Raw genomic sequence first — 25330 nt, forward strand, 5'->3', positions numbered from 1 at the left:
AAGAAATTCCGAATTCGTGGGCATTTTCATATCGCTATGGCAGTGCTTATAATCCAATCCACCGGTTTCGCCAATTGCACGATTCTGCCATTCGGAGAATTGTGCAATCATTGTGGAGGAATGGTCTACCGCCTTTTTCGTTTCCCCGGCTATATCGTCACTGTCAGCAACGCCCCAACGCAAACCAGAAAGGAAAGACCATGGCTCCGAAAACGCTCACCACTGTCATCTGGGATTTCCCGGTGCGTATTTTCAATACACTGCGCGAAAAAATCGACAGGTTCGCTCGTGATCGCGCCTTGGCGGATGAGAGGTGGCTCAATGGTTAGGCACGGAATATTGTTCGACGCGGCGAGTTTCTCGCTGTCGCTGGTGGCGGCTCTGTCGCCGTTTGCGCCGTCCTATCGCGAGGCGGCTCGCAAGAAGATCGAAGCACATAGCAAGGAGATCGGCTTGGCCGAGAACAAATATGCCGGCGTCTGGGTGACCGGCGACGGCTATATCCGCTATGAATTGCTGCCGAATGGCCGCTATGTCGAGGCGCGCGGCAACCGGGAACAGGCCTATCTCGGCCAATATTGGATGGCCGGCGACCATATCGACTACAAGGACGATACCGGCTTCACCGCCGACGGCGACTTCAAGGATGGTATCCTCTATCATGCCGGCATGGTGCTTTATCGGCGGGATAATTGAGGGTTATTTCGAAGATGGGAGGCGGCATCAGAGCGTGGCTGCTGTCCTCATAGGCGAAGTGAGGCATGGTCGTTCATTCCCAAAGCATTCGTCTTCTCGCCGCAGCCAGGTTTGGAATGCTGCATATTCCCGGTGCTCTAAATCATGCCGCGCGAATAGGATCCACGCGGCATGATTTAAGCTGTCGCGACGTTTCCGAGCGCTGTCGACATCAAATCGAAGAACAAGCCCTGAGAAACAGCTTCGCTTAGCGTCCCATGGCGGGAAATACCGGGAAGGGGACGAACGGTCACATGCCGCATCGTCGCCAGCGCATCGGCCGAGCGCTCATCATAGCGGTTTTCGGCGCCATAGACGATCGTGGCGCCGGGCACCGTTTCCCGACGAGCGTAGAGCATCCGCAGATCGACGATGTCATCGTCGAGACGATGGCCCGTGCGCGCTTCAATCTCCAGTCGTTTATCCGGCTTCAAGACGCCGACATAGGCGGGGCTGAATGCCAGCACGTGGTGAGCACCGAGTTCTATGCCGTAGCGAAGGGCGCCGTAGCCGCCGGAAGACTGGCCAAGGCAGATGATTTGCCGTGTTCCCATTTTTTCGCAAAGGTGCTTGAGCGCAATACAGGTCTCCCCGACATTCGAGCCAAGACCCGGAATCCCGGCAAGATAATAAGCCTCCTGCCGATCATAGAGAATGATCAGGTTAACGCCAAAGCGGCTTAAGAGCCGTTCGAGGAAGTAGACTGCAACCGTGAATCGCCGGTCGAGGCCGGTAAATGCGATGACGGTGACAGTGGAGCCTGCATCCTTGATCCGATAATCGGCCCCATCGGTCTTTACGCTTTCCGGCTGGTTCTCATACCCCGTCAGACTTGTCGACACGTCCAGCAATTTGAGGACATCCGCACGATATTTGCCGGTGCGTACCAGACAAGCCGACGCTCTGAAACTCCTGATAAACTGCGCCCTTTGCGCGAGATTGACCATTGCGCGAAGTTGCGAACCTCGACCCGCTTCGGCTGCGGCACGGAGCAGCGAGATGGCTTCCTCGACCCGCCCTTCGTTTACCATCAACTTGGCAGCCTTGAGTTTTTCCTTCAGCGTCGCGTCGCGATCGTAGGCGAGATGCAGCGCCGGGGATACCGCGTTCCAATCCCGGCCCGGCATGGCCGCCGAGGCCAACTGCGTATCGATTCCCAGATGGCTGACGGCTTCGCCATTCGACGTTCCCTGCAAGTCGGCGCCGCCAACAGCTCTCCTGAGCGCGACCAAGAGATTGCTGGCTTCAGTGCGATACCGCTCCGATCGCAGCATGCACAGGATGGCCCTTAGCCCGCGTTTGATCTGGCGCTTGCGCAGCAGATTGACCATTGCGTTCAATTGGTGGCGCTTGCTTTGGGCAGTGAGCGCTTCGAGCAGCGACAAGGCCTCCCTCAAACGCCCATCTTTGGCAAGCTTGCGGGCGACCTTGATCCTTTCCTTCGGCGTTGCATTCGGATCTTCCATCAAGCGCAGGATCGGTGCCAGCATGTCCAGCCCTCACTCCTGCCCACTGTCGATCAGTCTATCGATGATATGGTCTATCGTCGAACCGGACCTCAGGAATATTTCCGGATCGATTTCGTGCCCCAGGTCTTTTTCGACTTCCATCGCCAACTGGATGCTGTCGACCGAGTCGATATCGAATGATCCGATCGTGTCGCTGCCATCGATGGAATCGGCGCTCCTGCCGGTCATGACCGCAATGTGCAGTTTCAGTCGATGCGATAGTTGGAGTCTCCCCTCAGCCGACATAAACGCCCCCCGTTGTTCTATCCGGCAAAATTGAGTTTAAGTGTTCCTTTCGCAATAGCCAAGCAATAATCCACGTTTACTCTGGCGCGTTCCAGATTATGTCCGGAAGACTGCGGCTGGATATTAGCTTCGATCAGCCAAATGGCGTCACTTTCATCGAGAACCATATCGACACCGAGCTCTTTGATGCGGAAATCCTGGAACCGATCCAATGTCCGGCCGAGTTCCAGAGTGAGCGATTCCGCCTCATCGCGGATTTCCTCGCTGCGGCGACATCTGCGCTGCTCGAGCGCGACAGCGATGTCGCCGCCATAGCCGCCGTTTGTCGGATTGCCCACGGAAAAGCCAATCTCGCCGATCCGGGCGCCCGACTTTACAACTTTCCAGTCGCCTGTCCCATCCTTGTGGACATCAAACCGGATGTAGAAGGCGCGGCCATCCGGCGTGACCGACTTCACATACTTTTGCAGGATATAGCGGCGATACCGGGTTCGGCCTTCGATCGTCTGGGCGGTCCGCCTGGAGACCTCTTGCAGACTGCCGGTCCAACTCTCCTGGTCAGCGCGGTGCGTCCAATCATCGGCCTGGGGAAGGATGAATTGGATACCCCGGCCGCGATTGCCGTCTGCAGGCTTGATGACCGCGGAGCCCACCTTTCTCAGCCAATCCTCGACCGCCTGCGCGACGTCTTCGTCGGGCGCGATGATCCGTTGGGGGAGAAGGTATTTTCGCAGGGGAGTGTCGGAGAGCCGCACGGGCAGGTCGGCCTTGTCTGGGCCTATGTCTTCGACGGTGGGACATTTCGATCGCATCCAGTCACGGACGTCGAGGTGCCGGCGCAATGTCGGGCGGGCCGGGATAACCGCGACATCCGGCCGAGCGATCTGCCGCTGTTGAAACGCACCGTCGATCCAGACATTAGCGCCGATCCTGTCCATCTCGATGTCGCAATCGGCGGCGTTTATCAGGCAGAATTCGCCTCCCTGTAGTATCGTCTCTGCCAGCAGAGCCCTGAGACGCAAAGGCGGAAACCGGTCGCGCTCTTCGCTGCCGAAGTGGACGATCGCGATCAACGGTTTGCTCGACGCGAACAAATCGGTCATAGCGCCTCTCGAATATATTTCGTTGCCTGTGGCAACGTGCCGGAAGCGACGGCGAAAGCATAGTCGACCGCAAACTCCGCGCGGCGCTGTTCATAGCTTGTCGTTTCCGGCTGGAGATTGGCTTCGAGTAGCCAGACATTGTCCTCACTGTCGAGAAGCATGTCGACTCCCAGTTCGAAGATTGATGCTTCCGGATGGGCATCGAGCGCTTTCGCCGTGTTCAGGGCTAGGTTGACTGCATCATCAAAGATCAGGGATGGCGGACGGACCTTGCGCTGCCGGAGCGTGGGTTCAAGTGCTCCTAGATAACCGCCAAAGGCAATATTGCTGGCGCGTTCGCCGATTTCCGCCATTTGGGCAAATGCCCGCAAGACGCCCCATTCGCTGCTTCCATTCTTTCCGACGTCGACACGCAGCTGCAGTGCCCGGCCGTCGGCAGTCGAGGAATCCACGAATTTCTGGATGACGATCGTCCGGTAGCCTGCGCGCCCGCCAAGGTCCTGTGCAACGTGTTCGGCGACTTCGTCCATCGTGCCGCGTCGCGTCTCGCGGTTCTGTCTGACGGACCAGTTCTCGCCGTCGCGCAGGATGAAACGGACGCCCCGGCCCGAACTGCTGATCGCCGGCTTGACGACGATCGAACCATGGAGCCGCATCGCCGACATGATCGACGCTTTGACATCATCGGGGTTCAGCACATCCTGAGGGATGATTCGTTCGGCGGCCGGGCTATTTTGGAGGAAGGCTCCCAGCCGCGCTTTGTCGGGTCCGCAGGCGCGTATCACCGGAAAGCGGCTCGACAGCCAGTTCAAAACATCATGCTGGCGACGAAGCACCGCTGCACCACCGAAGCACGCGACGACATCGAGGGCGTCGATCCCGGTAGAGGTCCAGCGGCCGCCTTGCCATAGGTCGCCGCTGATCGTTCCTGCTTCGATATCGCAGCCCTCGCTGGTGAAAACCGCCATCGATCCACCGCGCAGAACCACTTCAGCCAATGTCGCCTTGAGGCGATAGGGAGGAAGCCTTGCCTTCCACGCCTCACTGACCATGAACAGGCCGAACAGCTTGGAGGTCATCAGGGCCTTTCTGCGCGTGGGAGAAAACAACTATAGTCTGGCAGTATCATTTATTAGCGACCGCTTTTGAAGATGCGGGCGCCGCGCTACACAGAATTCTGCGCAGAAAAAAACGCTTTTCAACCGGCTCACCCGGGCCTGTGTTTCACGGCCTGTGTGGCGATGACATTCGCTTGCACCAACGAACGCCCAATATGTTCGTAGACACCACATCGGCAGGGTGCAGCCCTGCCGACCGAGTCACATCCGTTTCAGGTCCGCGTGACCGACGCGCCGCCGTCCACCAGCGATGCCGTGCCGGTGACGAAGCTCGACTCGTCGGAGGCAAGGTAGAGGACCGAGCGGGCGAGTTCTTCCGGTGTCGCCACCCGCTTCAACGCGTGCAGGCCGATGACGAAGGCGCGTTTGTCGGCGGTGTCGTTCATTTCGCGATACATGTCGGTATCGACCGCACCGGGCAGGATGGAATTCACCCGGACGTTCTGCGCGCCATATTCGACGGCCAGCGCCTGTGTCAGGCCGATCAGGCCCGATTTGCTGGCGGCATAGGCGGCAACACCGGGGAAGGAGAAGCTGTAGCCGACGAAAGTTGAGGTGAAGATGATCGAGCCGCCGCCATTGGCGGCCATTGGCGCAACCTGGTGCTTGGCGGCAAGGAAGGACGCCGTCAGGTTGATCGCCAGTGCGTCGGAAAAGCCTTTTTCCGAAACGTCGGTCGTGGCGCCGGCTTCACCGAGCGTTCCGGCATTGTTGAAGGCGATGTCGAGCCTGCCGAAGCGGCTGAGCGCGGTGGCGACGAGTTCTTTGTGGTAGTCTTCGCTACGGACGTCGCCTGCCACGGCCACGGCGCTGCCGCCGGAAGCTTCGATGTCCTTGACCAGTTGATCGAGCTCGGATTGGCGACGCGCGCCGACCACTACCTTGGCGCCTTCCTCGGCGAAAAGCTTGGCGGTGGCGCGGCCGATGCCGGCGCTTGCACCGGTGATGATGGCAACTTTGTTGTTCAGGCGGTTCATTGTTCGTCTCCCGATATCCAGAGGAAGGATGGCGCCTGCCATCCCTTGTGATGAAGCTAAGATGGCATTCCACATTCGTTCGGATTAGTCTTCAAATAGAGGAACTGAAATCCGGGAAAACCGAACAATGACGAGGGCCGAGAGATGATAAAAACCGAAAGTATCACGGCTTTTGTTGCGATTGTCGAGGGAGGCTCCATCAGCGAGGCGGCACGGCGGCTGCGGCTCTCCAAATCCGTGGTCAGCGAACGGCTCGTGGAACTCGAAACGTCACTCGGCGGCGTGCTCCTGCACCGCACCACGCGCAAGTTGACGCTGACGGAAGATGGTGCGGCCTTTCTCGAGCGGGCGCGGCGCATCGCGCGCGAGCTCGAAGAAGCCGCCACGGATATGACCGAGCGGCGGGGAACGCTGGCCGGTTCACTTCGTATCGCGGCACCCGTCACCTTCGGCAGGATGCATCTCGGGCCGGCGCTCTATCCGTTCCTGCGGCAGCATCCGGAGCTCGAATTGACGCTGGACATGGACGACCGTCGCGTGGACGCCGTCTCGGACGGCTACGATGCCATCATCCGGCATGGGCCGATCGCCGATTCCCGGCTCGTGGCCTGGAAACTGGCGTCCAGCCATCGGCTGCTGCTTGCCTCTCCCGACTATCTGGAGCGCTTCGGCGTGCCGCGTACGCTCGAAGATCTGGAATGCCACCGCGGCCTTTTCTACACCAATCGCGGCGTTGCGGATTGGCGCTTCCAGACGGCCGAGGGCACGACCATCGTCCGGGCCAAGTTCGCGCTCGGGATAAACAACGGCGACATGCTGCGCGAGGCGGCGATAGCCGGGCTCGGGATTGCTTTGCTGCCCCCCTTCATCGCCGGCTTCGCTGTTCGGGAGGGGAGGCTGCGCGTGATCGATATCGATCCGAGACCCGAGCCGGAATTCGTCTATATGGCGCATCCGCAGGGGCGAAATCCACCGGCCAAGCTGCGCGCCATCGCCGATCACCTGAAGAAAGTGTTCGGCGATCCTCCCTATTGGGACCTGTAGCTATCCGTTTTGCCGAACGATTCTTTAGCCGGACTTCATCGCGCCGATGCCCGATATTCCTCCGGTGTCATCCCCGTCATGCGCTTGAACATGGCGATAAACGCTGAGGCGCTGCCATAGCCCATTGCGGTCGAGATGCGTTCGATTGTGTCGCTGCCCTCCAGAAGGGGCATGGCTTTTATCACCCGCAGCCTTTGTTTCCATTCGGCGAAAGGTATGCCGAGATCGCGCATGCAGCGGCGAATCAACGTCCGCTCCGTGGTGCCGCCGAGCCGCGCGAACTCGGCAAGCGCGCGATTGTCCTGCGGGCTTTCCTCGAGATGCGACAGGATGGGCTGTAGATGAGAATCCTCCGACCAAGGGAGATAAGTGCCAGTTCGTCGGGCGGTGGCGAGGAGGTCTATCACCACTTGCAGGAAGCGCTGATGCTGCGACGGCATCTCCCGGGAATTGCCGTTCATCCTGAGATGTTCGAGCATCGAGCGCAACAAAGGGCTGATTTCCAGGGCGGTGGTCGTCTCGGGCATCGGACCGCACAATTCCGGAGAGACGTAAAGCGAGCAATGGCAGGCGGCATGGCGGTTGAAGCCCTGGTGCTCGACATCGGGCGGCAGCCACACGCCGTATTGCGGCGGTGCAAGATAGTGCCTGTCGGCGAGGCTGATTTCGATGACGCCGCTGTAGGAATAAACGAATTCGCCCCAGGGATGGCTGTGGCGGGGATAGGTGGCGTTATCCGGCATGTCCGCCGAGCGGAAATAAAGCGGCGACGGCAACGCGTCGCGAAATGGCGCCTCGCGGAAATGCAGCGCCTTGTTGGCTTGCGGCCAGGTTCCTGTCAGGAATTCGATACCGACTGTCATGAAGTCAGCATATCCCGCGATCCTGACAAATGATAGAGGAGCAGTCTTCGTAAAGAGGGATGCCAGCCGTGGAAAACCGCAAATCCATCGATGCCAGCGCCGTCGGTCTGATGCTCGTCGTTTGCCTGATCTGGGCGCTGCAGCCGATTGGTCTGAAATTTACCGGCGGCTATGCGGCGCCGGTGCTGCAGATTGGATTGCGATCGGGATTTGCGGGTTTGTTCGTCTTCATCCTGATCGTCGTGAAGCGTCAGAAACTGCAATGGTTCGGCAGAAACGCGGCGCTGGGCGTCATGGCGGGATTGCTGTTTGCGGTGGAATTCTTCTTTGTCGGTGAGGCGCTCAAGCACACATCGGCCTCGCATGTCGTGGTCTTCCTCTACACGGCGCCGATCTTCGCCGGGATCGGCCTGCATATCAGGCTCGCGAGCGAGCGGCTGTCCGCGGTTCAATGGGCTGGCATCATCATCGCCGCGATGGGCATTGCCTATGCTTTCCTGCAGCCGTCGGCCGGCTCGAGGCAGGATCTCGGCTCGATCTTTCTCGGGGATTTGATGGCGCTTCTCGGCGGCGCWTTCTGGGGCGCCACGACTGTTCTCATCCGCACGACGAGCCTGAGCACGATTCCGGCGGCCCATGTGCTGTTCTACCAATTGGCGACGGCCTTCGTCATCTTGACGACCGCAGCTGTCATGACCGGCAACGGCCATATCGAGCTGAATGCGATCCTCGTGGCGCAACTGGCGTTTCAGTCGATCGTCGTCTCGTTCTTGAGCTTCCTTACCTGGTTCTGGCTGCTGACCAAGTACAAGGCGTCACAACTCGGTGTGTTCTCGTTTACGACGCCGCTGTTCGGCGTGGTCGCGGGCATCGTCCTGCTCCATGAGCCGCTGACGGCCGCGTTTGTCACGGGTGCTGCCGGCGTGTTGGTGGGGATCGTGATTGTCAGCGCTTATCCCTGGATCAGGCAACGACGCCAAGGGAGATTGGGAAATGACGGCATCGCCCGGACAAGTGTGGAAAGTGGCATGAGGCAGGCGGCTCGCTGAGCCCATGAACCGCCTGTCGGCAGCCGTCGGAAGTGGGATTTGACATTGCCGCTAACGGCTGACGACAAAGTTTCTTCCGGTGATTGTTTTCGTAGCGTTTTTGGCATATATGGCTCGCATCGAACTTTGTTGGCGACTTTATCCCAGCCTTTTTGGGGATTTTCGGATTTCCATCCATCGTCGATTCTAACTTGGTCGATAAGACCGGCCACACCTACGATTGAAAGGAAATCGTTATGACCACGGGCACAGTAAAATGGTTCAACAGCACCAAGGGTTTCGGCTTCATCCAGCCCGATAACGGCGGCCAGGACGTTTTCGTCCACATCTCCGCTGTTGAGCGCGCCGGCATGCAGGGCCTCAATGAAGGCCAGAAGATCAGCTACGAGATCGTGCAGGACCGTCGTACGGGCAAGAGCTCGGCCGATCATCTTCGCGCCGTCTGAGATATCTTCATTGCCACGCGCCAGCACGGATGTACTGGTGCGTCACGGGCGATGATTATGGAAGGTCGGGAAATTCCCGGCCTTTTGTTTTTCCGAGAAAGGAGCCGGAAATGTCGAGGCATGCCTATAAGGTTGACGACATCGTGCTCCTGCGGACGGGGCCCATTCGAAATGCCGCGCCGAGCGGCGCCGGCCGCGTTCTCGCGATCCTTCCTGCAGATGCAGAGGGGATATCGCAATATCGTGTGAAATTCGATGCCGAGAATTGTGAGCGGCATATCTCTGCTGTCGAAATAGACGATGATATGTCGATGACGACAGGGAGAGAACGGCCAGGCTCGAACAGCTCGGCGGGCTCATGGATCAATCACAAATCCATCAAGACAAGCCGATAGCGGCACTGACCGAAGGAGATATCATTGCAGGTACTTGTTAGAGACAACAACGTCGAGCAGGCGCTTCGCGTGCTGAAGAAGAAGATGCAGCGCGAAGGCGTGTTTCGCGAAATGAAGGCGCGCAGCGCTTATGAAAAGCCGTCGGAAAAGCGTGCCCGCGAAAAGGCCGACGCTATCCGCCGCGCACGCAAACTCGCGCGCAAAAAGGCGCAACGCGAAGGCCTGCTGCCGATGCCGAAAAAGGTCATGCACGCCAGATAAGCGCCGGCCCGCCTCTACCGGGCGCCGGCAATCATTGTCGCGAGGCGCCCGACCCCATACCAAGTGTCGATAATATGTACCCATTGCATATCATCGACACTTGGTATCACTCGATCAGTTCGAATCGGTCCACGTCGACCAGACCCCTATCCGATATTTTCAGATGCGGAATCACCGGCAGCGGCATGAAGGCGAGCTGCAGGAAAGGCTCCTGCAATGTCGAGCCTAAAGCAAAGGCTGCCTGACGCAGGTGATGGAGGGTGTCGCGAACTTTTTCGTAAGGTTCGAGACTCATCAAGCCGGCGACGGGGAGGGCAATCTCGCCGGTGACGCGGCCATCCTCGACGACGACGAAACCACCTTTGATTTCAGACAACCGGTTGGCGGCGATGGCCATGTCTTCGTCGCTGGCGCCGACGACGCAGATATTGTGGCTGTCATGGCCGACGGTGGAGGCGATGGCGCCCTTCTTCAGGCCAAAGCCCTGAACGAAGCCCGTGGCCATGTTGCCGTTCTTGCCGTGGCGTTCGATGACTGAGATTTTCAGGATATCGTTGACGAAATCGACCGTGGCCTGGTTGCCCTGCATCGGCAGTCGGTAGCGGCGATGCTCGGTGATGATCTTTCCCGGCAGGACGCCGAGCACCGGGCTTTCCGTATCGCGCGCCGCAACGGCAAAATCCGCCGACGTGACATGCTTCGCCTTCACGCTGTCAAGACCGACCGGTTCCACCGGCTTGCGGGCCGCGAACAGGTCCGGTGTAACGCGTCGGCCGGCCGTGAAGACCATTTCCGCCCTGCAGTTTTCCAGGCTGTCGATGACGACGAGATCGGCGCGCCAGCCGGGCGCCACCAGGCCGCGGTCACGCAGGCCGAAGGCTTTTGCCGCGGAGATCGAGGCGGCGCGGTAGATGGCGAGCGGCTCGACGCCGTGGGCGATGGCCGTGCGGATCATATAGTCGAGATGACCCTGTTCGGCAATGTCGAGCGGGTTGCGATCATCCGTGCAGAGCGCGAGATAGGGTGACAGCCGTTCGGTGATGATGGGCATCAGCGCATGCAGGTCCTTGGAGACCGAGCCTTCGCGAACGAGGATATGCACGCCCTTGCGGATCTTTTCCAGCGCTTCCGCGGCACTGGTGGATTCGTGCTCGGTGCGGATGCCGGTCGAGAGATAGCCGTTCAGTCTATAGCCCGACAGCAGCGGCGCGTGGCCGTCGATATGGCCCTCCTGGAAGGCTTCGAGCTTGGCGAGCGGCACCGGGTCCTTGGCGATCACGCCGGGAAAATTCATCATTTCCGCCAGTCCGATCACCTTGGGATGCTTGCGGAAGGGCAGGAGGCGCTCGATCGGCAGGTCGGCGCCGGACGTTTCGAGATGCGTCGCCGGCACGCAGGAGGAGAGTTGTACGCGGATGTCCATGATCGTTTCGAGGGCCGAATCAAGGAAGAATTGCAGTCCTTCCGTGCCCAGCACATTGGCGATCTCATGCGGATCGCAGATCACCGTCGTCACGCCATAAGGCAGCACGCAGCGGTCGAATTCGTGCGGCGTGACGAGCGAGGATTCGATATGCAGATGCGTGTCGATAAAGCCAGGTACGACGATCCTGCCTGAAATATCGATCGTCTGCCTGCCTTCATATCCGCCGCAGGTGCCGACGATACGATCCTCGCAGATGGCGATGTCGGAGGCGACCAGTTCGCCCGTGACAAGATCGAAGAAGCGCCCACCTCTGAGCACGATGTCGGCTGGCTCGCGGCCTGTGCCCTGGTCGATCAGTCGTTCGAGTTTCGTCATGGGCCGCTCCGATTCCTGATCGAGGCATTTTAGCGGCGCGGCGAGAGGATGCAAATGGCCTTCGCGCGGCGGCCTGCTTTGGTTGATCCAGATCGCAAACGCCGCCGTCGGCCAACAGGCCCTGGATCACAGCCAATCAATGCGCCGCAGCACGAAAAGCGTGAGCGCGGACAGCACGGCCATAGAGCCCACGATCGCCATGAAGGCCCAGCCGTCGCCGACGCCAGGTATGCCGCCGACATTCATGCCGAACAGCCCCGCTATGACACTCGGCGGCAGCAGTAGTGCAGCGAGGGCAGAGAGGCGATTGGAATTGCGGGCGATCCGCTCGCTGATGACGGTGGAAAGGTCGTCATGCAGAATGCTGGTTCGATCGCGGATGGCATCCAGATATTCGATGAAGCGTGACAGTTTGTCGATCACCTCTCTGAAGCGCATCTTGTCGCGCTCCTTCAGCCAATGCGCATCGTCATGCTCGATCCGGCCTAGCGCATCGCGTTGCGGCGCGAGATAGCGGCGCAATTGCACTGCACGGCGACGCAGCAGTTTCAGCCGCCCTCGTACCTCGCCGGCATTGCCGTGGAAGATCATTTCGTCGAGCTCGTCGACTTCCTCGTCCATGGCGTCGAGCACCGGCTCGATGTCGCGGCAGAGTTTGTCGCTGACCATGGCGAGCAATTCGCCCGTCTGGCGAGGCCCCTTGCCGGCTTCGAGCGCCAGCCGGATATCGCGCAGCCCGGTGAGGTAATGACCGCTGTCGCGCAGCGTGATCAGCCGGTTCTCGTCGATCCATGCATGCAGCGGCACGAGATCTATGTCGTCAGTCGGCACCTGCACTTCGTCGGGCGGCACGGCGCAAACGCCGCGCAGGATGATCAAAAGGCCGTTTTCGACCTCTTCCACATGCGGCCGGGAGTCTTCGGCAAGCAGCGCCTCAGCGACCAGCGGATCGAGCCCACTCTCGTTGGTAATCCAGTCGGCCGCGGCGGGGTGGTTGCGTTCGAAATGGAACCAGGCGACGCCGTCCGAAGGCTGCCATTGGCAAATGCTCTTCAGATCCAGCGCCTTGCTGCCGCCTTTCCCGTCAAGCAGCATGGCAAAACGTAAACCCGGCTCGGCACCGTAGCGCAGCGGCAGTCTCGGCAGGTCCAATCCACTCTCCTCCCTCGGGGCATGTGTTGCAAGCAGTATGCCAAGTCCTGCTATAATAACAGTAAACAGGAAAGTCGCGAAGGGTCCCACCTGCGATCCAGTGGGTGATCAGGGAGATGACAGATTGACGCAGGCCGTTAAAGATCCGACCTGATTTTCAATGCGATATGCCTCTCAACGCTTGCTTGATGTCGGCAGGGCAGATCAGAAAGGTGGACAGACAGCAAGGTCGCGGCAAAGAATTGGTTCAAAAACGAATGACGAAGCGGCCGCCGGCTTTGCCCTGCTCAAGGTTTTCGAGCGCTCTCGATGCATGCTCAATACTGATTTCCTCTATCGGATTGCGGAGCGGCTTTTCCGCATGGATCGCTACGACTTCGCCCATCTCCCGCCGTGTTCCGACGCTGGTGCCGGTGATGGTGACGCCGGTGCCGGTCAGCCATTCCTGGTTCAGCGGCACCGGTTCCGAGACGAGGGCAGCGGCGACGATGCGACCGCGAGGGCGAACGGCGGCGGTCATCGGTTGCCAGGTCGCGGGACTGGGGGCGAAATTGATGACGGCGTGGAATTTGTCTGTGCGTTGCCGAAGCCGGTCCGGCAGGTCGGCGTCGACCAGTTCGGTCCAGTTTGCGCCATAGCCGGCGGCATGCTCGAGCTTGGCAGGATCGCGATCGATGGCGAGGACGTCGGCACCCAGCCGTCTTGCAAGCTGGACGGCATAGAGGCCAAGGCCGCCGCAGCCGAAAATGGCAACTCGTTCCCCGGCAGTGACGCCGGCGCGGCGGAGCGCGCCATAGGCGGTGACGCCGGCACACATGACTGGCGCAGTGGCAACCGGATCGACACCTGTCGGCAGCGGCACACCGAAACGCGCGTCTGCGACGACATAGTCGGCAAAACCACCGGGGACATTGAGGCCGTGGGCGCGCTGGTGTTGGCAAAAGGATTCCTGCCCATCCAGGCATTCGTCGCAATGCAGGCAGGTGTCGTGCAGCCAAGGCACGCCGGCATGATCGCCGATGGCCCAGCCTTCAACGCCATCGCCAATCGCGGCCACGATGCCGACGCCCTCGTGGCCGAGAATGAAAGGCGAGGGCGCCTCGGGCGGGCGGACGTCGCCCTTCCAGATATGGACGTCGGAATGGCAGATGCCGCAGGCTTCGAGTCGCACCAGCAACTGGCCGGGACCGGCGACCGGTCGGGGAACGGTCCTGATTTCCAGCGGTTCGCCGTAGCGGGTCAGCACCGCGGCACGCATGAATTCATCCATCAGGTCAGTTACCCAGTGCTGCCTTGACCGCGTCGAGTCCCGGCTTGCCGTCCCATGTCTTGACGTCCTTCAGCCAGGCTTCGAGCTTTTCCGGATGTGCTTTCATCATCTTCTTGGCCGCGGCTGGCGCTTCCATGCCGCCGGTCATGATCATGTTCATGCCGGTATTCTCGTAGGAGATATCGAAGACGAGGTWGCTGAGGAATTTTGTCACGTTTGGGCAGTCCGCCGGGTAGCCCTCCCGGACGATGGTGCGCACCGTTGCACCGCCGAAATTCGGGCCGAACTCAACGTCGCCGCCGGAGAGATAGGTCATATCCAGGTTGACGTTCATCGGATGCGGCTGCCAGCCAAGAAAGACGATCCAATCCTTGTTGGGGAGCGAACGGCGGACCTGCGTCAGCATCGCTGCTTCGCTCGATTCGATGACTTTCCAGTTCTTGTCGAGGCCGTGCGTGTGCTTCTCGACCATGTCGAGCAGTGGCTGGTTGGAACCGGCTTCGATGCCATAGATCTTGTGGTCAAGCTTGTCGGCGAATTTCTGCAGGTCGTCGAAGGAGTTCAGGCCGGCATCGGATTCATATTTCGGCACCGCGAGGGTGTACTTTGCGCCCGTCAGGTTCGTCGTCACCGGGATCACCCAGCTCTTGTCAAAAAACTCCTTATAGTCGAGGTCCTGCACCGGCCGCCAATTGCCGAGGAAGACGTCCATCTGGCCGTTCTTCAGCGACTGATAGGTGACGTTGAGGGCGAGCATGGTCTGCTTGGCGTTGTAGCCGAGCGCCTTGAGGATGGTTTCGGCAGTCGTGTTGGTCAGTGCAATGTCGGTCCAGCCGAGGTCGGACATGCGCACCGTCCTGCATTCCGGTTTTTCGGCCGCGAGCGCAGCAGGTAGCAGGATGGCATTCAATGCAATCGAAGCGGCAATGGCTCTGGTGTTCATGACAGTTCCCCTGTTGTTTTCGGCGAGCATAGAACGATAAAATTTTTTTCCAAGATAAAAAATTGTTAGAGCGTACAAAAAATTGTTCTGATAGGAAAAGCCATGCCATCAGGATCGAAGAAACAGAAGACCCGCATCGAGGACATCCGCCGTGTCGAACTCATCGACGCGGCGCATCGCATTTTCCTGCAGGAAGGGCTGAAGGGCCTGACCACGACGAAGATTTGCGCCGAAGCTGGCATGTCGCAGGGCATCCTTACTTATTATTTCAGGGATAAGGAGGAGGTGCTGTTCGAGATGGTGCGGATGAACCACCGGGTGCTGGCCGATGAGGTCGTCGTTCATCTCCGCGCTGCCCGCACCCGCTGGGATCGGCTGATCGCGCTGATCGATGGAAACTTTCCCGCCAATCGCTTTGACCGGCCGGCGGCGAGCGCCTGGATTTCGCTCTATTCGGAGGCGGCACATAATGAGAGCTATGCGCGGCTGCAGCGGCCCTATTACAAACGCCTGCGGTCCAATGTCGCCTCGGTGCTGAAGCCGCTGATGGCGCGCGACGCGATCGACCATTTCGTGCGCGGCTTTGCTGCGATGATCGACGGCCTGTGGATGAGGCGGGGTCATTCGGAAGAGGACATGTGGCTATCCGAGGCGAAGCTTTTGCTTGTCGAATATGTCGAGCAGAGCCTTGGGGCGGACATGGTGCGGATGTTGAAAGCCGAGATTTACCGCAACATTTGATCTCCCAGAGAGTGCGGCAAGCGCCAGACTGGCGCCTGCCCAATGCTTGGATATGCTGGTGCTTATCCGACGCGCTCGATCTTGCCGGCATTCACCACTTCGACCAGGGCATAGGCATTCATGGGCAAGGCCTCCGGCGGGATATTGCAAGCCCTCCTGGCCATGAATCAAAAAAGCGGCCGGAGACGGCCGCTTTCGCTGATATTCTCGATCTCTGTCAGATATTCGACATCAGCACCTTGCGGAGCTTGTCGAACAGTTCGTCGATATGGCTCTTTTCGATGATCAGCGGCGGCGACAGTGCGATGATGTCGCCGGTGGTGCGGATCAGGAGGCCACTCTCATAGGCCTTGAGGAAGGCGGTGAAGGCGCGCTTGGTCGGCTCGCCGGCAATCGGTGCGAGTTCGATGGCGCCGATGAGGCCGAGATTGCGAATGTCGATGACATTCGGGCAATCCTTGAGTGAATGAAGCGCATCTTCCCAATAGGAGGCGAGCTCGGCGCCGCGGGTGAGCAGGCCTTCTTCCTTGTAGGTGTCGAGCGTGCCAAGCGCCGCAGCCGAGGCGATCGGGTTGCCCGAATAGGTGTAGCCGTGGAAGAACTCGATCATGTGCTCGGGACCCTGCATGAACGCGTCATGGATCTCAGCGGTGACGAGCACGGCGCCCATGGGGATGACGCCGTTGGTCAGGCCCTTGGCGGTGGTGATGATATCCGGCTTGACGTCGAAATATTGTGCAGCGAACGGCGTGCCGAGGCGGCCGAAGCCGGTGATGACTTCATCGAAGATCAGCAAGATGCCGTGCTTGGTGCAGATTTCGCGCAGCTTCTGCAGGTAACCTTTCGGCGGCAGGATGACGCCGGTGGAGCCGGCGACCGGCTCGACGATGACTGCGGCGATGGTCGAGGCGTCATGCAGGGTGACGATGCGCTCGAGTTCGCTGGCGATATCGCCGCCATGTTCCGGCAGGCCTTTGGTGAAGGCGTTCTTGTCGGGGAAATGGGTGTGCGGCATGTGGTCGACGCCGGTCAGCAGCGTGCCGAACATTTTTCTGTTGGCGACGATGCCGCCGACGGAGATGCCCCCGAAATTGACACCATGATAGCCACGCTCGCGGCCGATCAGGCGGAAGCGCGAACCGTTGCCTTTGATGCGATGATAGGCGAGCGCGATCTTGAGCGCCGTTTCGACCGATTCAGAGCCGGAATTGGTGTAGAGCACATGCTCCATGCCTTCGGGCGCGATGTCGATCAGGCGGTTGGCGAGTTCGAATGCCTTGGGATGGCCAAGCTGGAAGGCCGGCGCGTAATCGAGCTCGCCTGCCTGCTGGCGGATCGCCTCGGTGATCTTGGGGCGGCAATGGCCGGCATTCACGCACCAGAGACCGGCGGTGCCGTCGAGCACGGTGCGGCCATCATGTGTCTTGTAATACATGTCCTGGGCGCTGACAAAAAGCCGCGGCTCCTTCTTGAATTGCCGGTTGGCAGTGAAGGGCATCCAGAACGCACGCATGTCATTGGGCGTGGTATTGAGGCGGTTCGACATAGTTTTCTCCGGAATTGGTCGAAAAACGCGGGGAATAGGCCGATAAATCCTCCCCCTTCGTGCTTTTTTCGAGCGTTCGGCGGCCAAACCAGCATATTCGTATTGGTCGGTCAAACTACCAAGCACGCGGCCTTTTTCAAGGCGTAGCACGGAATTTCATAAGAGATCACCGGAATTGATCAGGGCCCGGGCAAGCCCGAAGCAAGCTTGACGTGACACAGCTCGCGCGGGAAGAACGTGCCGCGGCAGGGAATCAGGGCATGGTGGCGCGCGCTTCCCCAAATGTGGCGGCAAGCCAGAATAGACTCCGTTTCCCAATGACCGGGGAAACGGAGTTCTTGGCGTCTGGTCCGCTCTTTTCGGGTGCCGTTTAGCGATCCAGCACGTCGCGGATATCCACCAGGCTCGAACGGGCGTTGAGCAGGTAGAAGCCTTCGGTCGCCAGATGCGACGGCATGATCAATCCATCCTCGGCGCCGTTGGAGATGATCAGCGGCCGGATATCGAGCGCCTTGCGGAAGCGGCTGAGCATCACGCCCCAGATCTGGCCAAGGTTCTTTTCCTGGATGGTCGAGGCAAAGTCGATGCGAGCGGCGGAGAGAAGGCCGTAATAGCCGTACATCTGGCCGTAAGCGAACCAGAAGCGGTCATCGGCGCGCGTGTCGAACCAGCCGGCGCTATGTTTTTCGGAACGCTCCTGGAGGATGCTCGACGTGCTGCCGAGATCGCTCGAGACGCGATCGAGGAACTGCAGCAGGTTGTCGGCGCGACCGTCGAAGGTTGCCTGGCAATTCGCCAGTTCGACATTGAAGTCATGCAGTTCCTTGATCGCCTGGTTGAAGATGGCCGGTGCCGGCGTGCGGAAGCCGAATGGGGAGCGACCGATATACCAGGCCTCTTCGTTGTATTGCATGTTCTGGCGGGCATCCTGAAGGTTCTTGTTGACGCTCGAGGTGGCGCGGACACGCGCCAGCGTGTCGACCAGTTCGATGGTCGTGCGGCGGATGGTCTGGTTCATGCCGCGCTGGAAGCTGGCTTTGTTGTCGAGGAATGGCGTGTCGTCCCAGTCAAGGCCGAAAAAGCCCATCTTGTAGAGCAGTGCCGAACTGATCCAGGTGTTCTGGTTGACCTCATTGTTGATAAGATCGGCGGTGACGTCGACGATTGCCGAGCGCTCACACTTCTTCGGCGCGGAGGTATCCTCGCCGGCCAGCGGCTGTCCGGCGGACAGCTTGCGCTCCCCGAGCTTGTAAGTGGCGACATAGTCGGGATCGAAGCCGTTCCAGGACTGCGTGATCCAGACAAAGTGACCGTAGGCGACGACGAGGATCAGCAGGATCAGACCGACCACGGCCTTGATGATCAGGCCGCGCGACGCATACCAGCGGCTGGCGCTCATGAACGGAAACAGGATCCAGGCGATCAGAATGCCGATGCCACGGCCGATGGCGCTGAATATGCCCTGGATGAAGTTGATGATCGGGTCCAGCATGCGTCAATCCCTGGTTATGCCATAGAGGCGGCGGCGGAATGCCAGTTTGTCTTTGAGATATGTGCCTTCCAGCGTCTTCACAACATAGTCCCTGAACTTTTCCGAGTAGCGTTCATAGGCGTCGTAAAAGCCTTGCTTATCGAAAATATAGCGGGAGACGAAATCGAAGGGCTGCATCTGCGACAGAAGCCGGTTGACCAGCCACTGGTCCGGATGGTCGGGTTCGGCGCGGGTGAGCAGGAAGCGGTAGCGGGCGGCAATATCTTTCATCCGGACCTGGCCGGTGGTCGTGACCACGCGGTACATCTCGCTCAGCACCGGATAGCTGCCTTCCTCGGAGACCAGCCGGGCATTCATATGCGCCCAGGTCTGCAGCCAGACCATGTCGGCCTTGGCGGGATCGAAATTGGGGTCATGGGCAGCGGCGAGGCCGATCAGGATCATCTTCAGCCGATGTTCGTAGAGGCCCGAATCCTGGATCCAGGAGGCCTGCGGCAACTGGATGCGCTTGGTGCGGGCGAGGAAGCCGTAGATCGTCTCGTAGTCACTGCTGTCGATATAAGAAACCTGCCAGGGCCGCGCCTTGCGGAAGCCCGGCACGGTCGACGAACAGATGACGGTCGAGTTACGGTCATCGTGGAAGACGAAGACGCCGCCAAAATGATTGGCCCAGAAGGCGTCGTGGCGAAAGACCAGCTTGTCGGGCACCAGGGTGTTCTGGCGGATGTCACCGGTCAGCTTCGCCAGGTCGACCATGCGGGTCAGCATGTCGTCGTCGCGCCAGGCATTCGGCTGGGAGAGGAGCTTGTCGGACAAGGCGCGCAGTTCCGAGGCCTTGCCGAGGATATCTTCGGCCGAATGGACGCGGAAATTCACCTCGTTGATCGAGAGCAGGTCCTCGATATGGTCGACGGTCGCCACCGAATCCTCGATCTCGCCATAGAGCGCGTCCTTGATGGTGACGGCGCTGATGGCGCGGGCATTGGCGACGAAGAATTCATGCATCAGGCCGGCGGTGTTGGAGAAGCTCGTATGCACCACCGGCAGGTTTTCCTGGTCCGGAGTCAGGATGATGAAGCGGCGATTGACGCGATGCGGATCGAGATAATCCTCGTCGTTCAGTTCCTCGGCGACCTCGGGCGAGAAGCCGGTCATGTCGATGTTGAATTCGGTGAGCTTGGTTTCGGGCATGCCGAAACCCTTGAGCGCCTTGTTGTAACGGGCGATCAAATGCGGCTCGTTGACGGTGAGCAGCCGGCCGTAGATCAGTTCTGCTTCGAGGAGGCGCTTCATGCGGGGGCCAAACGACTATCTGTAGATTTCACGACGATGTCCGATTTCGATGACGAGAACGACGAGGCGTTGGTCCTGGATGTGGCAGATGATCCGATAGTCGCCGACTCGATAGCGCCAGAGGTTTGTATACTGCTTACCGACGAGCGCCTTGCCAATACGACGAGGACTTTCGACGCCGCTCACCCGTTCTCGTAGAAAATCGCTAATACGTCGGGCATCGGATTTGTTCAGCTTTCCTAGCTGCTTCTCGGCGCTGGCGTCGATCTCAATCTTCCAGACCAAGCCTGCGTTCCACCTCTTCCAAGGTATAGGTTCTGCTCTCCCCGGCTTCGATTTTTCTTAACACTTCTTCGGCGCGCATGACATCCTCAATGTCCTCGATATGTTCAAGGATGGCTTCTGAAATGAAGTCATTTGGCGATTGTCCTGCTGCATCCGCAAGCGATTTCATGCGTTCGAATAGCGCTTCGGGCAAATGGATAGCAGTTTGGATTGTCATGGCTGGTCCATCCTTTCCACCAGATCGTCTAGCGTCACTTCAAGCTCCTGCGCAATTTTTTTCAAGGTTGCGATGCCGCCATCCTTCTTGCCGGTCTCGATCTCCGAGAGGAAAGCTGCGCTGATGCCCGTTCGCTCCGCAAGCTCCTTGCCTGTCAGGCCGCGTAATTCGCGGTAGACTCGGATCGGACTTTCTCCATCCATCAAACGATTGGCGAATTCCTCCGGGATAGCCTCTTCGTCTCCGGCCGCGAGCTTCTTCCGATATTCCGCAACAGCTGCGAGATCCTCCGCCAGTTCAGCCTTCTCCAGCAACGCGTCATAGTCATGACGGCTGAGAACAATCATTTCCTCACCATTCGGAGTCTTGAAAGACACGGCCGTGTTCATGGCTCTCATTCCTTGTAGACATCGCCCCGCGGGCCGCCTTTGATCACCTCGATGACGATATCGTTCTCATCGAAGATAACGCGCCAGTCGCAGACACGCAGTCGAAAAGAATCCTCGCTCTGCAGCTCTTTCACGTTGTTCGCCATCGACGCAGGATCAGCGGCATATTGACGGATTTTCGATCTGATCCTTTCGGATTCATTCTTTGGGATGCGTTTGAGCGTTCTGATCGCCTGTTTGCTGTAAGCTATTTTCTTCATGCGAACATAGCTCCTTGGGCCCGAACCATCAAGGAAATTAGCTGTCGGCTAATTTTTCTATCAACCCCACCGCCCATCGCGCTTCATCGCCTCGATCTCCTTCACCGCCTTCTCCCTCTGCCGCTCGCGGCGAATGATGTCGTTGATCGCCGCATCATCCGACTTGTCGGTGTAGCGGAATTCGCTGTCGGCGTAGCGGTTGATTTCCTGAAGGATCATGTCGAGCGTGATCGGACCGCGCAGGTCCTCGATCATGGTTTTCTTCTCGTCGTATGATTTGTGCATAAACGCCTCCGGCTTGACGAACCAGTCGTCCGGCAGGTCGACATCCATGGCGCGCATCTTGATCGCATCGGTGATGTTCTTGATGGCGCGGCCGGTGAAGCGCGGTTCGGCCTCGCGAATCATGTGCAGATAGGTGCCGACATCAGCGATCGTTTTCAGGCCGCCTTTTTCCTTGGTGAATTTGTCGTAGACGGCGGCGAGGCCTTCTTCCTGCGGTTTGGCATGCGCCTCGTAGCTGGTGGCGACGGCGCGCTTGATTTCCTGGTTGGCGTAGAGCTTGTGGTCGCCGAGCGGGATCGAGTGGTTCTTGCCGGCAAGCAGGGCAAAGATGTCGATATAGTCCTCGCGCGTCTGCGGGCCATCGACCAGCCAGCGGGCGCCGGCGCGTTGGCGCAACGCGTCGTCGACATTTTCCGGATAGTTGGAGAACATGCCGAAACTGGCATTGCCGCGCACCACGGTTGAGGCGCCGGCGAAGCTTTCCATCAGCACAGCGGTGACTTCCTGCTGGCCAGCAGAAGCGCGGTCGTCGGAGCGTTTTGCCGCCACCTGATCGATGTCGTCGATGGTGCCGAAGCCGATCGCCTTCGGATTGATGACGTTGTTGATGAAATCCTTGCAGTTCTGACCGGATTTGCCCTGGTAGGAGGAGATCTGGTCGACGCCGAAATTCTCGTAGTGGAAAGTGTAGCCGGCGACCTGGCAATAGTCGTTGATCAGGCCGGCAATCATCTGGATCAGCGTYGTCTTGCCGGTGCCGGGCATGCCGTCGCCGATGAAGGTGAACAGAAAGCCGCCAAGCTCGACGAAGGGGTTCATCTGTCGGGAAAAATCATAGGCCATGATCATCTTGGCAAGCTTCATGCCCTGATATTTGGCGATGTGATTGCCGACCACTTCCTCCGGCTTTTTGAAGGTCATGGTCAGCGGCTTGCGCTTCTGGCCGGGGGCGACGTCGAAGCCGTTGAGATCGAAATCGTCCTGCTCGATGCGGATATGAACATTTTCGAAGGCGGCAAGGCCGGCAAAGCGCGGCTTGCGCGAGATCAGGCCTTCGATGGCAACGCGCGCGAAGGCGCGGGCGCGGCTGGTGAGGCCGAGATCGTCCGGCGCACCCTGGATGGCGCGTTCAAGGCCTGCGACCATGGATTTTGCCGCATCCTGCGGCGTGTCGAAGAGATAGTCGGGTTCCGGCACATCCTCGGCCGGCTCGCCTTCACCGGAGAGGGTGACTGAGAGGTAAGCGGCGACGGAAAAGGCGGCGATATAGGCCGCAGCGGCGAGCAGGCTTTTGAAGGTCTCGGCGTCCTGTCCCTGCAGGGGGGCCGCGGCGTTGCGCGCCTGCAGGCCTTCGAGATTGGTCTGGCGGGCGAAAACATCGGCGACGGCAAGACCGACCATGATGCCGCGGCGGGTGCGATAGAGCAAAGCGTGCTGGGCCGGGGACAGCATCTGGTCGCCGGGACGGGTCGCCTGGATCACCTGAGCCAAGCCCACCTCTCGGGTCTTGCGCACCCCCGTCGTCGACACGGTCGGCACGAAGCGGCGGCCGGTGCCGGCGATCGTGGTGCCGGTGCCGCTGGCGTCGCTTTCCAGCATCACCAGCTTGGTCACCATGCTCTGTGCGGTCACCATATGCTTGGCGATGTCCTCCTCGGGGATTGCCGTCAGGCCGGTGTTCAGTGCCATGGGGTAGAGCCTTTCGAGTTAACGGTATCGGTGCCTTTGCCGGCGTTGCGTAAGGGCAAGATCTCGGCGGCAGTTGCAAACGCGGTCGGGTGTGGTCAATCTCCGAAGTATGAGACCGCGAGGCCGGTTGGGTGTCCCTGCCTCATACCTCGCTCGTCACCTGATTTCCCGAAATCACATGCACCTTGTACCCGGCAAAGATCGACTCCGCCTCACCGGAGGCATAGAGCGCGGTATAGGCCTCATGCGGCACCAGCGCATGCTTCTCAAAGCCACTGACGCCCATGCGCGCCGCTTCGAGGTCGTTGGTGTCGATGTGGAATTCCTCTTCCGCAGGGGTCGACGAGAAGAAGCCCTTCACTTCCGGCTTTTCGCGCTTGGAAAACACTTCCTGCGCCGTCCAGGTCAGAAGCCAGGCATTTTCCGGCTTCTTGACGCGCGACAGGATGCCGTTGATCACGGCATTGTTCTCGGTGATCCCGGCTGAATAGAACGGGCCGACGACGATGCGGCGGAGTTGTTTTGGGTGCAGCGTTGGAAAATCCTTGTCCAGATTGGTGGCAATGGTCACCGGCGACAGCGAATAGGCATTGTTGCGGATGACGAAATCGTCGAAGCGGGCGGCCAGTTCCGGATTGAGCAGGCCGCCGACGGGCAGGGGGATATCGACCTCGGGATTCAAATGACCGTCGCGAGTCACCAGCATGCGCATCATGTTCTCGGACGAATCCTCGATGCGGGCGATATAGATCATCGGCAGCGTCTGCGAGCCGTCGAAGGAGGCCCAGTTGACCACGCAGGCCGGCCGCATCGTCTCGCGGTTGACGGCGACGGACGACGTTTCCGGCAGCACGACCGGCGAGAAGACCTCGCCTTTCAGCACCTCTTCGAGATAGAGGCGCTCGGCCATGCGCGTCTGCAGCACTTCGGGAAAGGCCTTGCTGCGCAGGATGAAGTCGACCATTTCGGCGCGCAGGCGGCCGGCATCGGGGATGGCGGCGAGGCGCTCCGGCGCGGCCTTGCGGTCATTTTCCAGTTCCAGGACATTCTGGTAGACAGGGAAGCCGGATTCGGCGCGCGAGATACGGAAGCGGTCCATGAAACCGATCTTGTTTTCCCAGCAGCGCAGCGAGGCCTTCAGCCGGTCGATATATTTCATGATCACGGTGGCCGTGAGGTCGCGCATCTGCTGGCCGCGCGTCACGTCGTCGAGATAGAGTTCCATGCCGTCGAAGGCCGAGCGGACGGTCTGGAAATACTGGCCGACGGCGGGTTCCAATGCATTCATAGGCTGTTCACACCATTACTTGACGCCGATGAACGGCAGGGCGGAGCCCGGCACCATCGAATTCGGCAATTGGCCATTCCATTTTTCCGATGCCGTGAGGCTGATCAGCAGCGGATTGTCCTTCAGAGCGGCGCCTTTGGCTCGGATCGCGTCCGCCTCGGCATTGCCCGCCAGCCGCACCGCGTCGGCATTGGCCTGCGCCTCGGCGCGGACGGCGTCAGCACGGGCGTTTGCCTGGGTGACGGTGATCTGTGCCTGGACCTTTTCACGCTCGGCGTTCTGGCGGATTTTCTGCACCTCGACCTCGGCCAGCATGCGGTTTTCAATCGACTGCTCGTAGGCGTCGGAGAAATCTATATTCTCGATCTGCACGCTATCGATGATGACAGGACCCTGGACCGATTTGCGGATCGCCGCTTCAGTGTCAGCGTTCAGCCGGGCACGTTCCTGGATGGCGGTGACGGCATTGAACTGGCCGAAGACATTCTTGACTTGTTCGTAGACGCGCCTGTCGATCAGGCGATTGACGATGCCTTCTTCGCCGCCATATTCGGCATAGATTTTTGCGACCTGGTCGGCCGGCAGGTGATAGCTCACCGAAAGCGTGATGTCGGCTGGCTGCTGGTCTCGCGAATAGGTGTTGACCTTGCTGTAGACCTGCGCGCGGTTCTGCACCGAAATCTTCACGACTTTGTCGAAGACGGGCAGCTTGAAACCCAGGCCTGGTTCAGCCGTGCCGACCACGGCGCCGTTCCGCAGGATCACGCCGCGTTCGCCCTGATCGACGGTATAGAAGCTGCCGCCGACGAAGATCGGTCCGAAGATGACGATCAGGACGATGACGACGATCGCTTTCAGAATGATGTTTCGTCTGGACGACGACGCTGCGGCATTGTCCGCCATGATTCCCTCCGGCAAAGCGGTTTGCCGCGAA

Annotated in this window: 27 protein-coding genes; 7 read left to right on the forward strand and 20 right to left on the reverse strand. The window is 59.6% G+C overall.

All coding sequences use genetic code 11. The annotated features are described in order from the left end of the window. Positions 1-200: 200 nt before the first annotated feature. Together AC1DYF_RS04610 and AC1DYF_RS04615 are read left to right on the forward strand one after the other, a co-directional pair. On the forward strand, positions 201-329 hold the full coding sequence (locus AC1DYF_RS04610) for a hypothetical protein (RefSeq protein ID WP_477875503.1): 129 nt from the start codon (positions 201-203) through the stop codon (positions 327-329). Next, positions 322-696, forward strand: coding sequence for an Atu4866 domain-containing protein (locus AC1DYF_RS04615; RefSeq protein WP_477875504.1), 375 nt, complete (start codon positions 322-324; stop codon positions 694-696). Before AC1DYF_RS04610 ends, AC1DYF_RS04615 begins: the two co-directional genes overlap by 8 nt. A gap of 176 nt (positions 697-872) precedes the next feature. On the opposite strand, the gene AC1DYF_RS04620 is transcribed toward AC1DYF_RS04615, so the two are convergent. The 5 genes from AC1DYF_RS04620 to AC1DYF_RS04640 form a co-directional block, all read right to left on the reverse strand. Next, on the reverse strand, positions 873-2225 hold the full coding sequence (locus AC1DYF_RS04620; RefSeq protein WP_477875505.1) for a hypothetical protein: 1353 nt from the start codon (positions 2223-2225) through the stop codon (positions 873-875). A gap of 9 nt (positions 2226-2234) precedes the next feature. Continuing rightward, the gene (locus AC1DYF_RS04625) at positions 2235-2489 is read right to left on the reverse strand and encodes an acyl carrier protein (RefSeq protein ID WP_477875506.1); all 255 of its coding nucleotides are present in this window, start codon (positions 2487-2489) and stop codon (positions 2235-2237) included. A 17-nt stretch (positions 2490-2506) separates the two neighbouring features. After that, complete coding sequence (locus AC1DYF_RS04630) at positions 2507-3592, reverse strand: YheC/YheD family protein (protein ID WP_477875507.1); 1086 nt, start codon at positions 3590-3592, stop codon at positions 2507-2509. Beyond that, entirely contained in the window at positions 3589-4671 is a 1083-nt protein-coding gene (locus AC1DYF_RS04635) for a YheC/YheD family protein (protein ID WP_477875508.1), read from the reverse strand. The genes AC1DYF_RS04630 and AC1DYF_RS04635 overlap by 4 nt, the downstream gene beginning before the upstream one ends. A gap of 251 nt (positions 4672-4922) precedes the next feature. After that, on the reverse strand, positions 4923-5687 hold the full coding sequence (locus tag AC1DYF_RS04640; protein ID WP_477875509.1) for an SDR family oxidoreductase: 765 nt from the start codon (positions 5685-5687) through the stop codon (positions 4923-4925). Positions 5688-5831: 144 nt separating this feature from the next. On the opposite strand from AC1DYF_RS04640, the gene AC1DYF_RS04645 reads away from it, so the two are divergent. Then, on the forward strand, positions 5832-6731 hold the full coding sequence (locus tag AC1DYF_RS04645; protein ID WP_477875510.1) for a LysR family transcriptional regulator: 900 nt from the start codon (positions 5832-5834) through the stop codon (positions 6729-6731). A gap of 35 nt (positions 6732-6766) precedes the next feature. Here the strand turns inward: AC1DYF_RS04645 and AC1DYF_RS04650 are convergent, their stop codons facing one another. After that, positions 6767-7594 carry an AraC family ligand binding domain-containing protein gene (locus tag AC1DYF_RS04650; RefSeq protein WP_477875511.1) on the reverse strand — a complete coding sequence of 276 codons (828 nt, stop codon included), beginning with the start codon at positions 7592-7594 and terminating at the stop codon, positions 6767-6769. 68 nt (positions 7595-7662) lie between these two features. Here AC1DYF_RS04650 and AC1DYF_RS04655 point away from each other — a divergent pair, with 68 nt between their 5' ends. From AC1DYF_RS04655 to rpsU, 3 genes are all read left to right on the forward strand, one after another. Continuing rightward, positions 7663-8643 (forward strand): DMT family transporter, encoded by a 981-nt coding sequence (locus AC1DYF_RS04655; protein WP_477875512.1) that lies wholly within the window; start codon positions 7663-7665, stop codon positions 8641-8643. Between the two features lie 236 nt (positions 8644-8879). After that, positions 8880-9089: a cold-shock protein gene (locus AC1DYF_RS04660; protein WP_477875513.1), complete on the forward strand. Its 210-nt coding sequence runs from the start codon at positions 8880-8882 to the stop codon at positions 9087-9089. A gap of 419 nt (positions 9090-9508) precedes the next feature. Continuing rightward, positions 9509-9745: a 30S ribosomal protein S21 gene (gene rpsU / locus AC1DYF_RS04665; RefSeq protein WP_477875514.1), complete on the forward strand. Its 237-nt coding sequence runs from the start codon at positions 9509-9511 to the stop codon at positions 9743-9745. A gap of 106 nt (positions 9746-9851) precedes the next feature. Here the strand turns inward: rpsU and ade are convergent, their stop codons facing one another. From ade to choX, 4 genes are all read right to left on the reverse strand, one after another. Beyond that, positions 9852-11546, reverse strand: coding sequence for an adenine deaminase (gene ade / locus AC1DYF_RS04670; protein ID WP_477875515.1), 1695 nt, complete (start codon positions 11544-11546; stop codon positions 9852-9854). Positions 11547-11672: 126 nt separating this feature from the next. Continuing rightward, positions 11673-12641 (reverse strand): CorA family divalent cation transporter, encoded by a 969-nt coding sequence (locus AC1DYF_RS04675; protein ID WP_477875664.1) that lies wholly within the window; start codon positions 12639-12641, stop codon positions 11673-11675. A gap of 304 nt (positions 12642-12945) precedes the next feature. Continuing rightward, a complete protein-coding gene (locus AC1DYF_RS04680; RefSeq protein WP_477875516.1) occupies positions 12946-13968 on the reverse strand; it encodes an alcohol dehydrogenase catalytic domain-containing protein in 1023 nt (340 codons plus the stop codon). A 4-nt stretch (positions 13969-13972) separates the two neighbouring features. Continuing rightward, complete coding sequence (gene choX / locus AC1DYF_RS04685) at positions 13973-14911, reverse strand: choline ABC transporter substrate-binding protein (RefSeq protein WP_477875517.1); 939 nt, start codon at positions 14909-14911, stop codon at positions 13973-13975. 102 nt (positions 14912-15013) lie between these two features. Here choX and betI point away from each other — a divergent pair, with 102 nt between their 5' ends. Beyond that, positions 15014-15652 (forward strand): transcriptional regulator BetI, encoded by a 639-nt coding sequence (gene betI / locus AC1DYF_RS04690; protein WP_477875518.1) that lies wholly within the window; start codon positions 15014-15016, stop codon positions 15650-15652. A gap of 217 nt (positions 15653-15869) precedes the next feature. On the opposite strand, the gene aptA is transcribed toward betI, so the two are convergent. The 10 genes from aptA to AC1DYF_RS04740 form a co-directional block, all read right to left on the reverse strand. Further along, the gene (gene aptA, locus AC1DYF_RS04695) at positions 15870-17198 is read right to left on the reverse strand and encodes an omega-aminotransferase AptA (RefSeq protein WP_477875519.1); all 1329 of its coding nucleotides are present in this window, start codon (positions 17196-17198) and stop codon (positions 15870-15872) included. Between the two features lie 370 nt (positions 17199-17568). After that, positions 17569-18690: a DUF2333 family protein gene (locus AC1DYF_RS04700; protein WP_477875520.1), complete on the reverse strand. Its 1122-nt coding sequence runs from the start codon at positions 18688-18690 to the stop codon at positions 17569-17571. A gap of 3 nt (positions 18691-18693) precedes the next feature. After that, on the reverse strand, positions 18694-19983 hold the full coding sequence (locus AC1DYF_RS04705) for a DUF6638 family protein (RefSeq protein ID WP_477875521.1): 1290 nt from the start codon (positions 19981-19983) through the stop codon (positions 18694-18696). 15 nt (positions 19984-19998) lie between these two features. After that, complete coding sequence (locus AC1DYF_RS04710; RefSeq protein ID WP_477875522.1) at positions 19999-20268, reverse strand: type II toxin-antitoxin system RelE family toxin; 270 nt, start codon at positions 20266-20268, stop codon at positions 19999-20001. Then, positions 20252-20485, reverse strand: a complete 234-nt coding sequence (relB, locus tag AC1DYF_RS04715; RefSeq protein ID WP_477875523.1) for a type II toxin-antitoxin system RelB family antitoxin — start codon at positions 20483-20485, stop codon at positions 20252-20254. Before relB ends, AC1DYF_RS04710 begins: the two co-directional genes overlap by 17 nt. Continuing rightward, positions 20482-20874, reverse strand: a complete 393-nt coding sequence (locus AC1DYF_RS04720) for a helix-turn-helix domain-containing protein (protein ID WP_477875524.1) — start codon at positions 20872-20874, stop codon at positions 20482-20484. Before AC1DYF_RS04720 ends, relB begins: the two co-directional genes overlap by 4 nt. Before the next feature lie 5 nt (positions 20875-20879). Further along, positions 20880-21134 carry a type II toxin-antitoxin system RelE family toxin gene (locus AC1DYF_RS04725; protein WP_477875525.1) on the reverse strand — a complete coding sequence of 85 codons (255 nt, stop codon included), beginning with the start codon at positions 21132-21134 and terminating at the stop codon, positions 20880-20882. A 60-nt stretch (positions 21135-21194) separates the two neighbouring features. Next, complete coding sequence (locus AC1DYF_RS04730) at positions 21195-23108, reverse strand: AAA family ATPase (protein WP_477875526.1); 1914 nt, start codon at positions 23106-23108, stop codon at positions 21195-21197. Between the two features lie 142 nt (positions 23109-23250). After that, a complete protein-coding gene (locus AC1DYF_RS04735) occupies positions 23251-24396 on the reverse strand; it encodes a hypothetical protein (RefSeq protein WP_477875527.1) in 1146 nt (381 codons plus the stop codon). Between the two features lie 15 nt (positions 24397-24411). Beyond that, positions 24412-25299 (reverse strand): prohibitin family protein, encoded by an 888-nt coding sequence (locus tag AC1DYF_RS04740; RefSeq protein ID WP_477875528.1) that lies wholly within the window; start codon positions 25297-25299, stop codon positions 24412-24414. Positions 25300-25330: the final 31 nt, after the last annotated feature.

This window comes from Rhizobium sp. P2_G9 (assembly GCF_056403475.1).

Bases quoted from the DNA above. Each gene is read 5' to 3' on its own strand.
- AC1DYF_RS04680 (WP_477875516.1), bottom strand. From the start codon at position 13,968: ATGGATGAATTCATGCGTGCCGCGGTGCTGACCCGCTACGGCGAACCG.
- AC1DYF_RS04725 (WP_477875525.1), bottom strand. From the start codon at position 21,134: ATGAAGAAAATAGCTTACAGCAAACAGGCGATCAGAACGCTCAAACGC.
- AC1DYF_RS04735 (WP_477875527.1), bottom strand. From the start codon at position 24,396: ATGAATGCATTGGAACCCGCCGTCGGCCAGTATTTCCAGACCGTCCGC.
- aptA (WP_477875519.1), bottom strand. From the start codon at position 17,198: ATGTCGAACCGCCTCAATACCACGCCCAATGACATGCGTGCGTTCTGG.
- AC1DYF_RS04660 (WP_477875513.1), top strand. From the start codon at position 8,880: ATGACCACGGGCACAGTAAAATGGTTCAACAGCACCAAGGGTTTCGGC.
- relB (WP_477875523.1), bottom strand. From the start codon at position 20,485: ATGACAATCCAAACTGCTATCCATTTGCCCGAAGCGCTATTCGAACGC.
- AC1DYF_RS04675 (WP_477875664.1), bottom strand. From the start codon at position 12,641: ATGCTGCTTGACGGGAAAGGCGGCAGCAAGGCGCTGGATCTGAAGAGC.
- AC1DYF_RS04650 (WP_477875511.1), bottom strand. From the start codon at position 7,594: ATGACAGTCGGTATCGAATTCCTGACAGGAACCTGGCCGCAAGCCAAC.
- AC1DYF_RS04740 (WP_477875528.1), bottom strand. From the start codon at position 25,299: ATGGCGGACAATGCCGCAGCGTCGTCGTCCAGACGAAACATCATTCTG.
- AC1DYF_RS04645 (WP_477875510.1), top strand. From the start codon at position 5,832: ATGATAAAAACCGAAAGTATCACGGCTTTTGTTGCGATTGTCGAGGGA.
- AC1DYF_RS04625 (WP_477875506.1), bottom strand. From the start codon at position 2,489: ATGTCGGCTGAGGGGAGACTCCAACTATCGCATCGACTGAAACTGCAC.
- AC1DYF_RS04635 (WP_477875508.1), bottom strand. From the start codon at position 4,671: ATGACCTCCAAGCTGTTCGGCCTGTTCATGGTCAGTGAGGCGTGGAAG.
- AC1DYF_RS04620 (WP_477875505.1), bottom strand. From the start codon at position 2,225: ATGCTGGCACCGATCCTGCGCTTGATGGAAGATCCGAATGCAACGCCG.
- AC1DYF_RS04700 (WP_477875520.1), bottom strand. From the start codon at position 18,690: ATGCTGGACCCGATCATCAACTTCATCCAGGGCATATTCAGCGCCATC.
- AC1DYF_RS04640 (WP_477875509.1), bottom strand. From the start codon at position 5,687: ATGAACCGCCTGAACAACAAAGTTGCCATCATCACCGGTGCAAGCGCC.
- AC1DYF_RS04615 (WP_477875504.1), top strand. From the start codon at position 322: ATGGTTAGGCACGGAATATTGTTCGACGCGGCGAGTTTCTCGCTGTCG.
- AC1DYF_RS04720 (WP_477875524.1), bottom strand. From the start codon at position 20,874: ATGAACACGGCCGTGTCTTTCAAGACTCCGAATGGTGAGGAAATGATT.
- AC1DYF_RS04610 (WP_477875503.1), top strand. From the start codon at position 201: ATGGCTCCGAAAACGCTCACCACTGTCATCTGGGATTTCCCGGTGCGT.
- betI (WP_477875518.1), top strand. From the start codon at position 15,014: ATGCCATCAGGATCGAAGAAACAGAAGACCCGCATCGAGGACATCCGC.
- ade (WP_477875515.1), bottom strand. From the start codon at position 11,546: ATGACGAAACTCGAACGACTGATCGACCAGGGCACAGGCCGCGAGCCA.
- AC1DYF_RS04705 (WP_477875521.1), bottom strand. From the start codon at position 19,983: ATGAAGCGCCTCCTCGAAGCAGAACTGATCTACGGCCGGCTGCTCACC.
- AC1DYF_RS04630 (WP_477875507.1), bottom strand. From the start codon at position 3,592: ATGACCGATTTGTTCGCGTCGAGCAAACCGTTGATCGCGATCGTCCAC.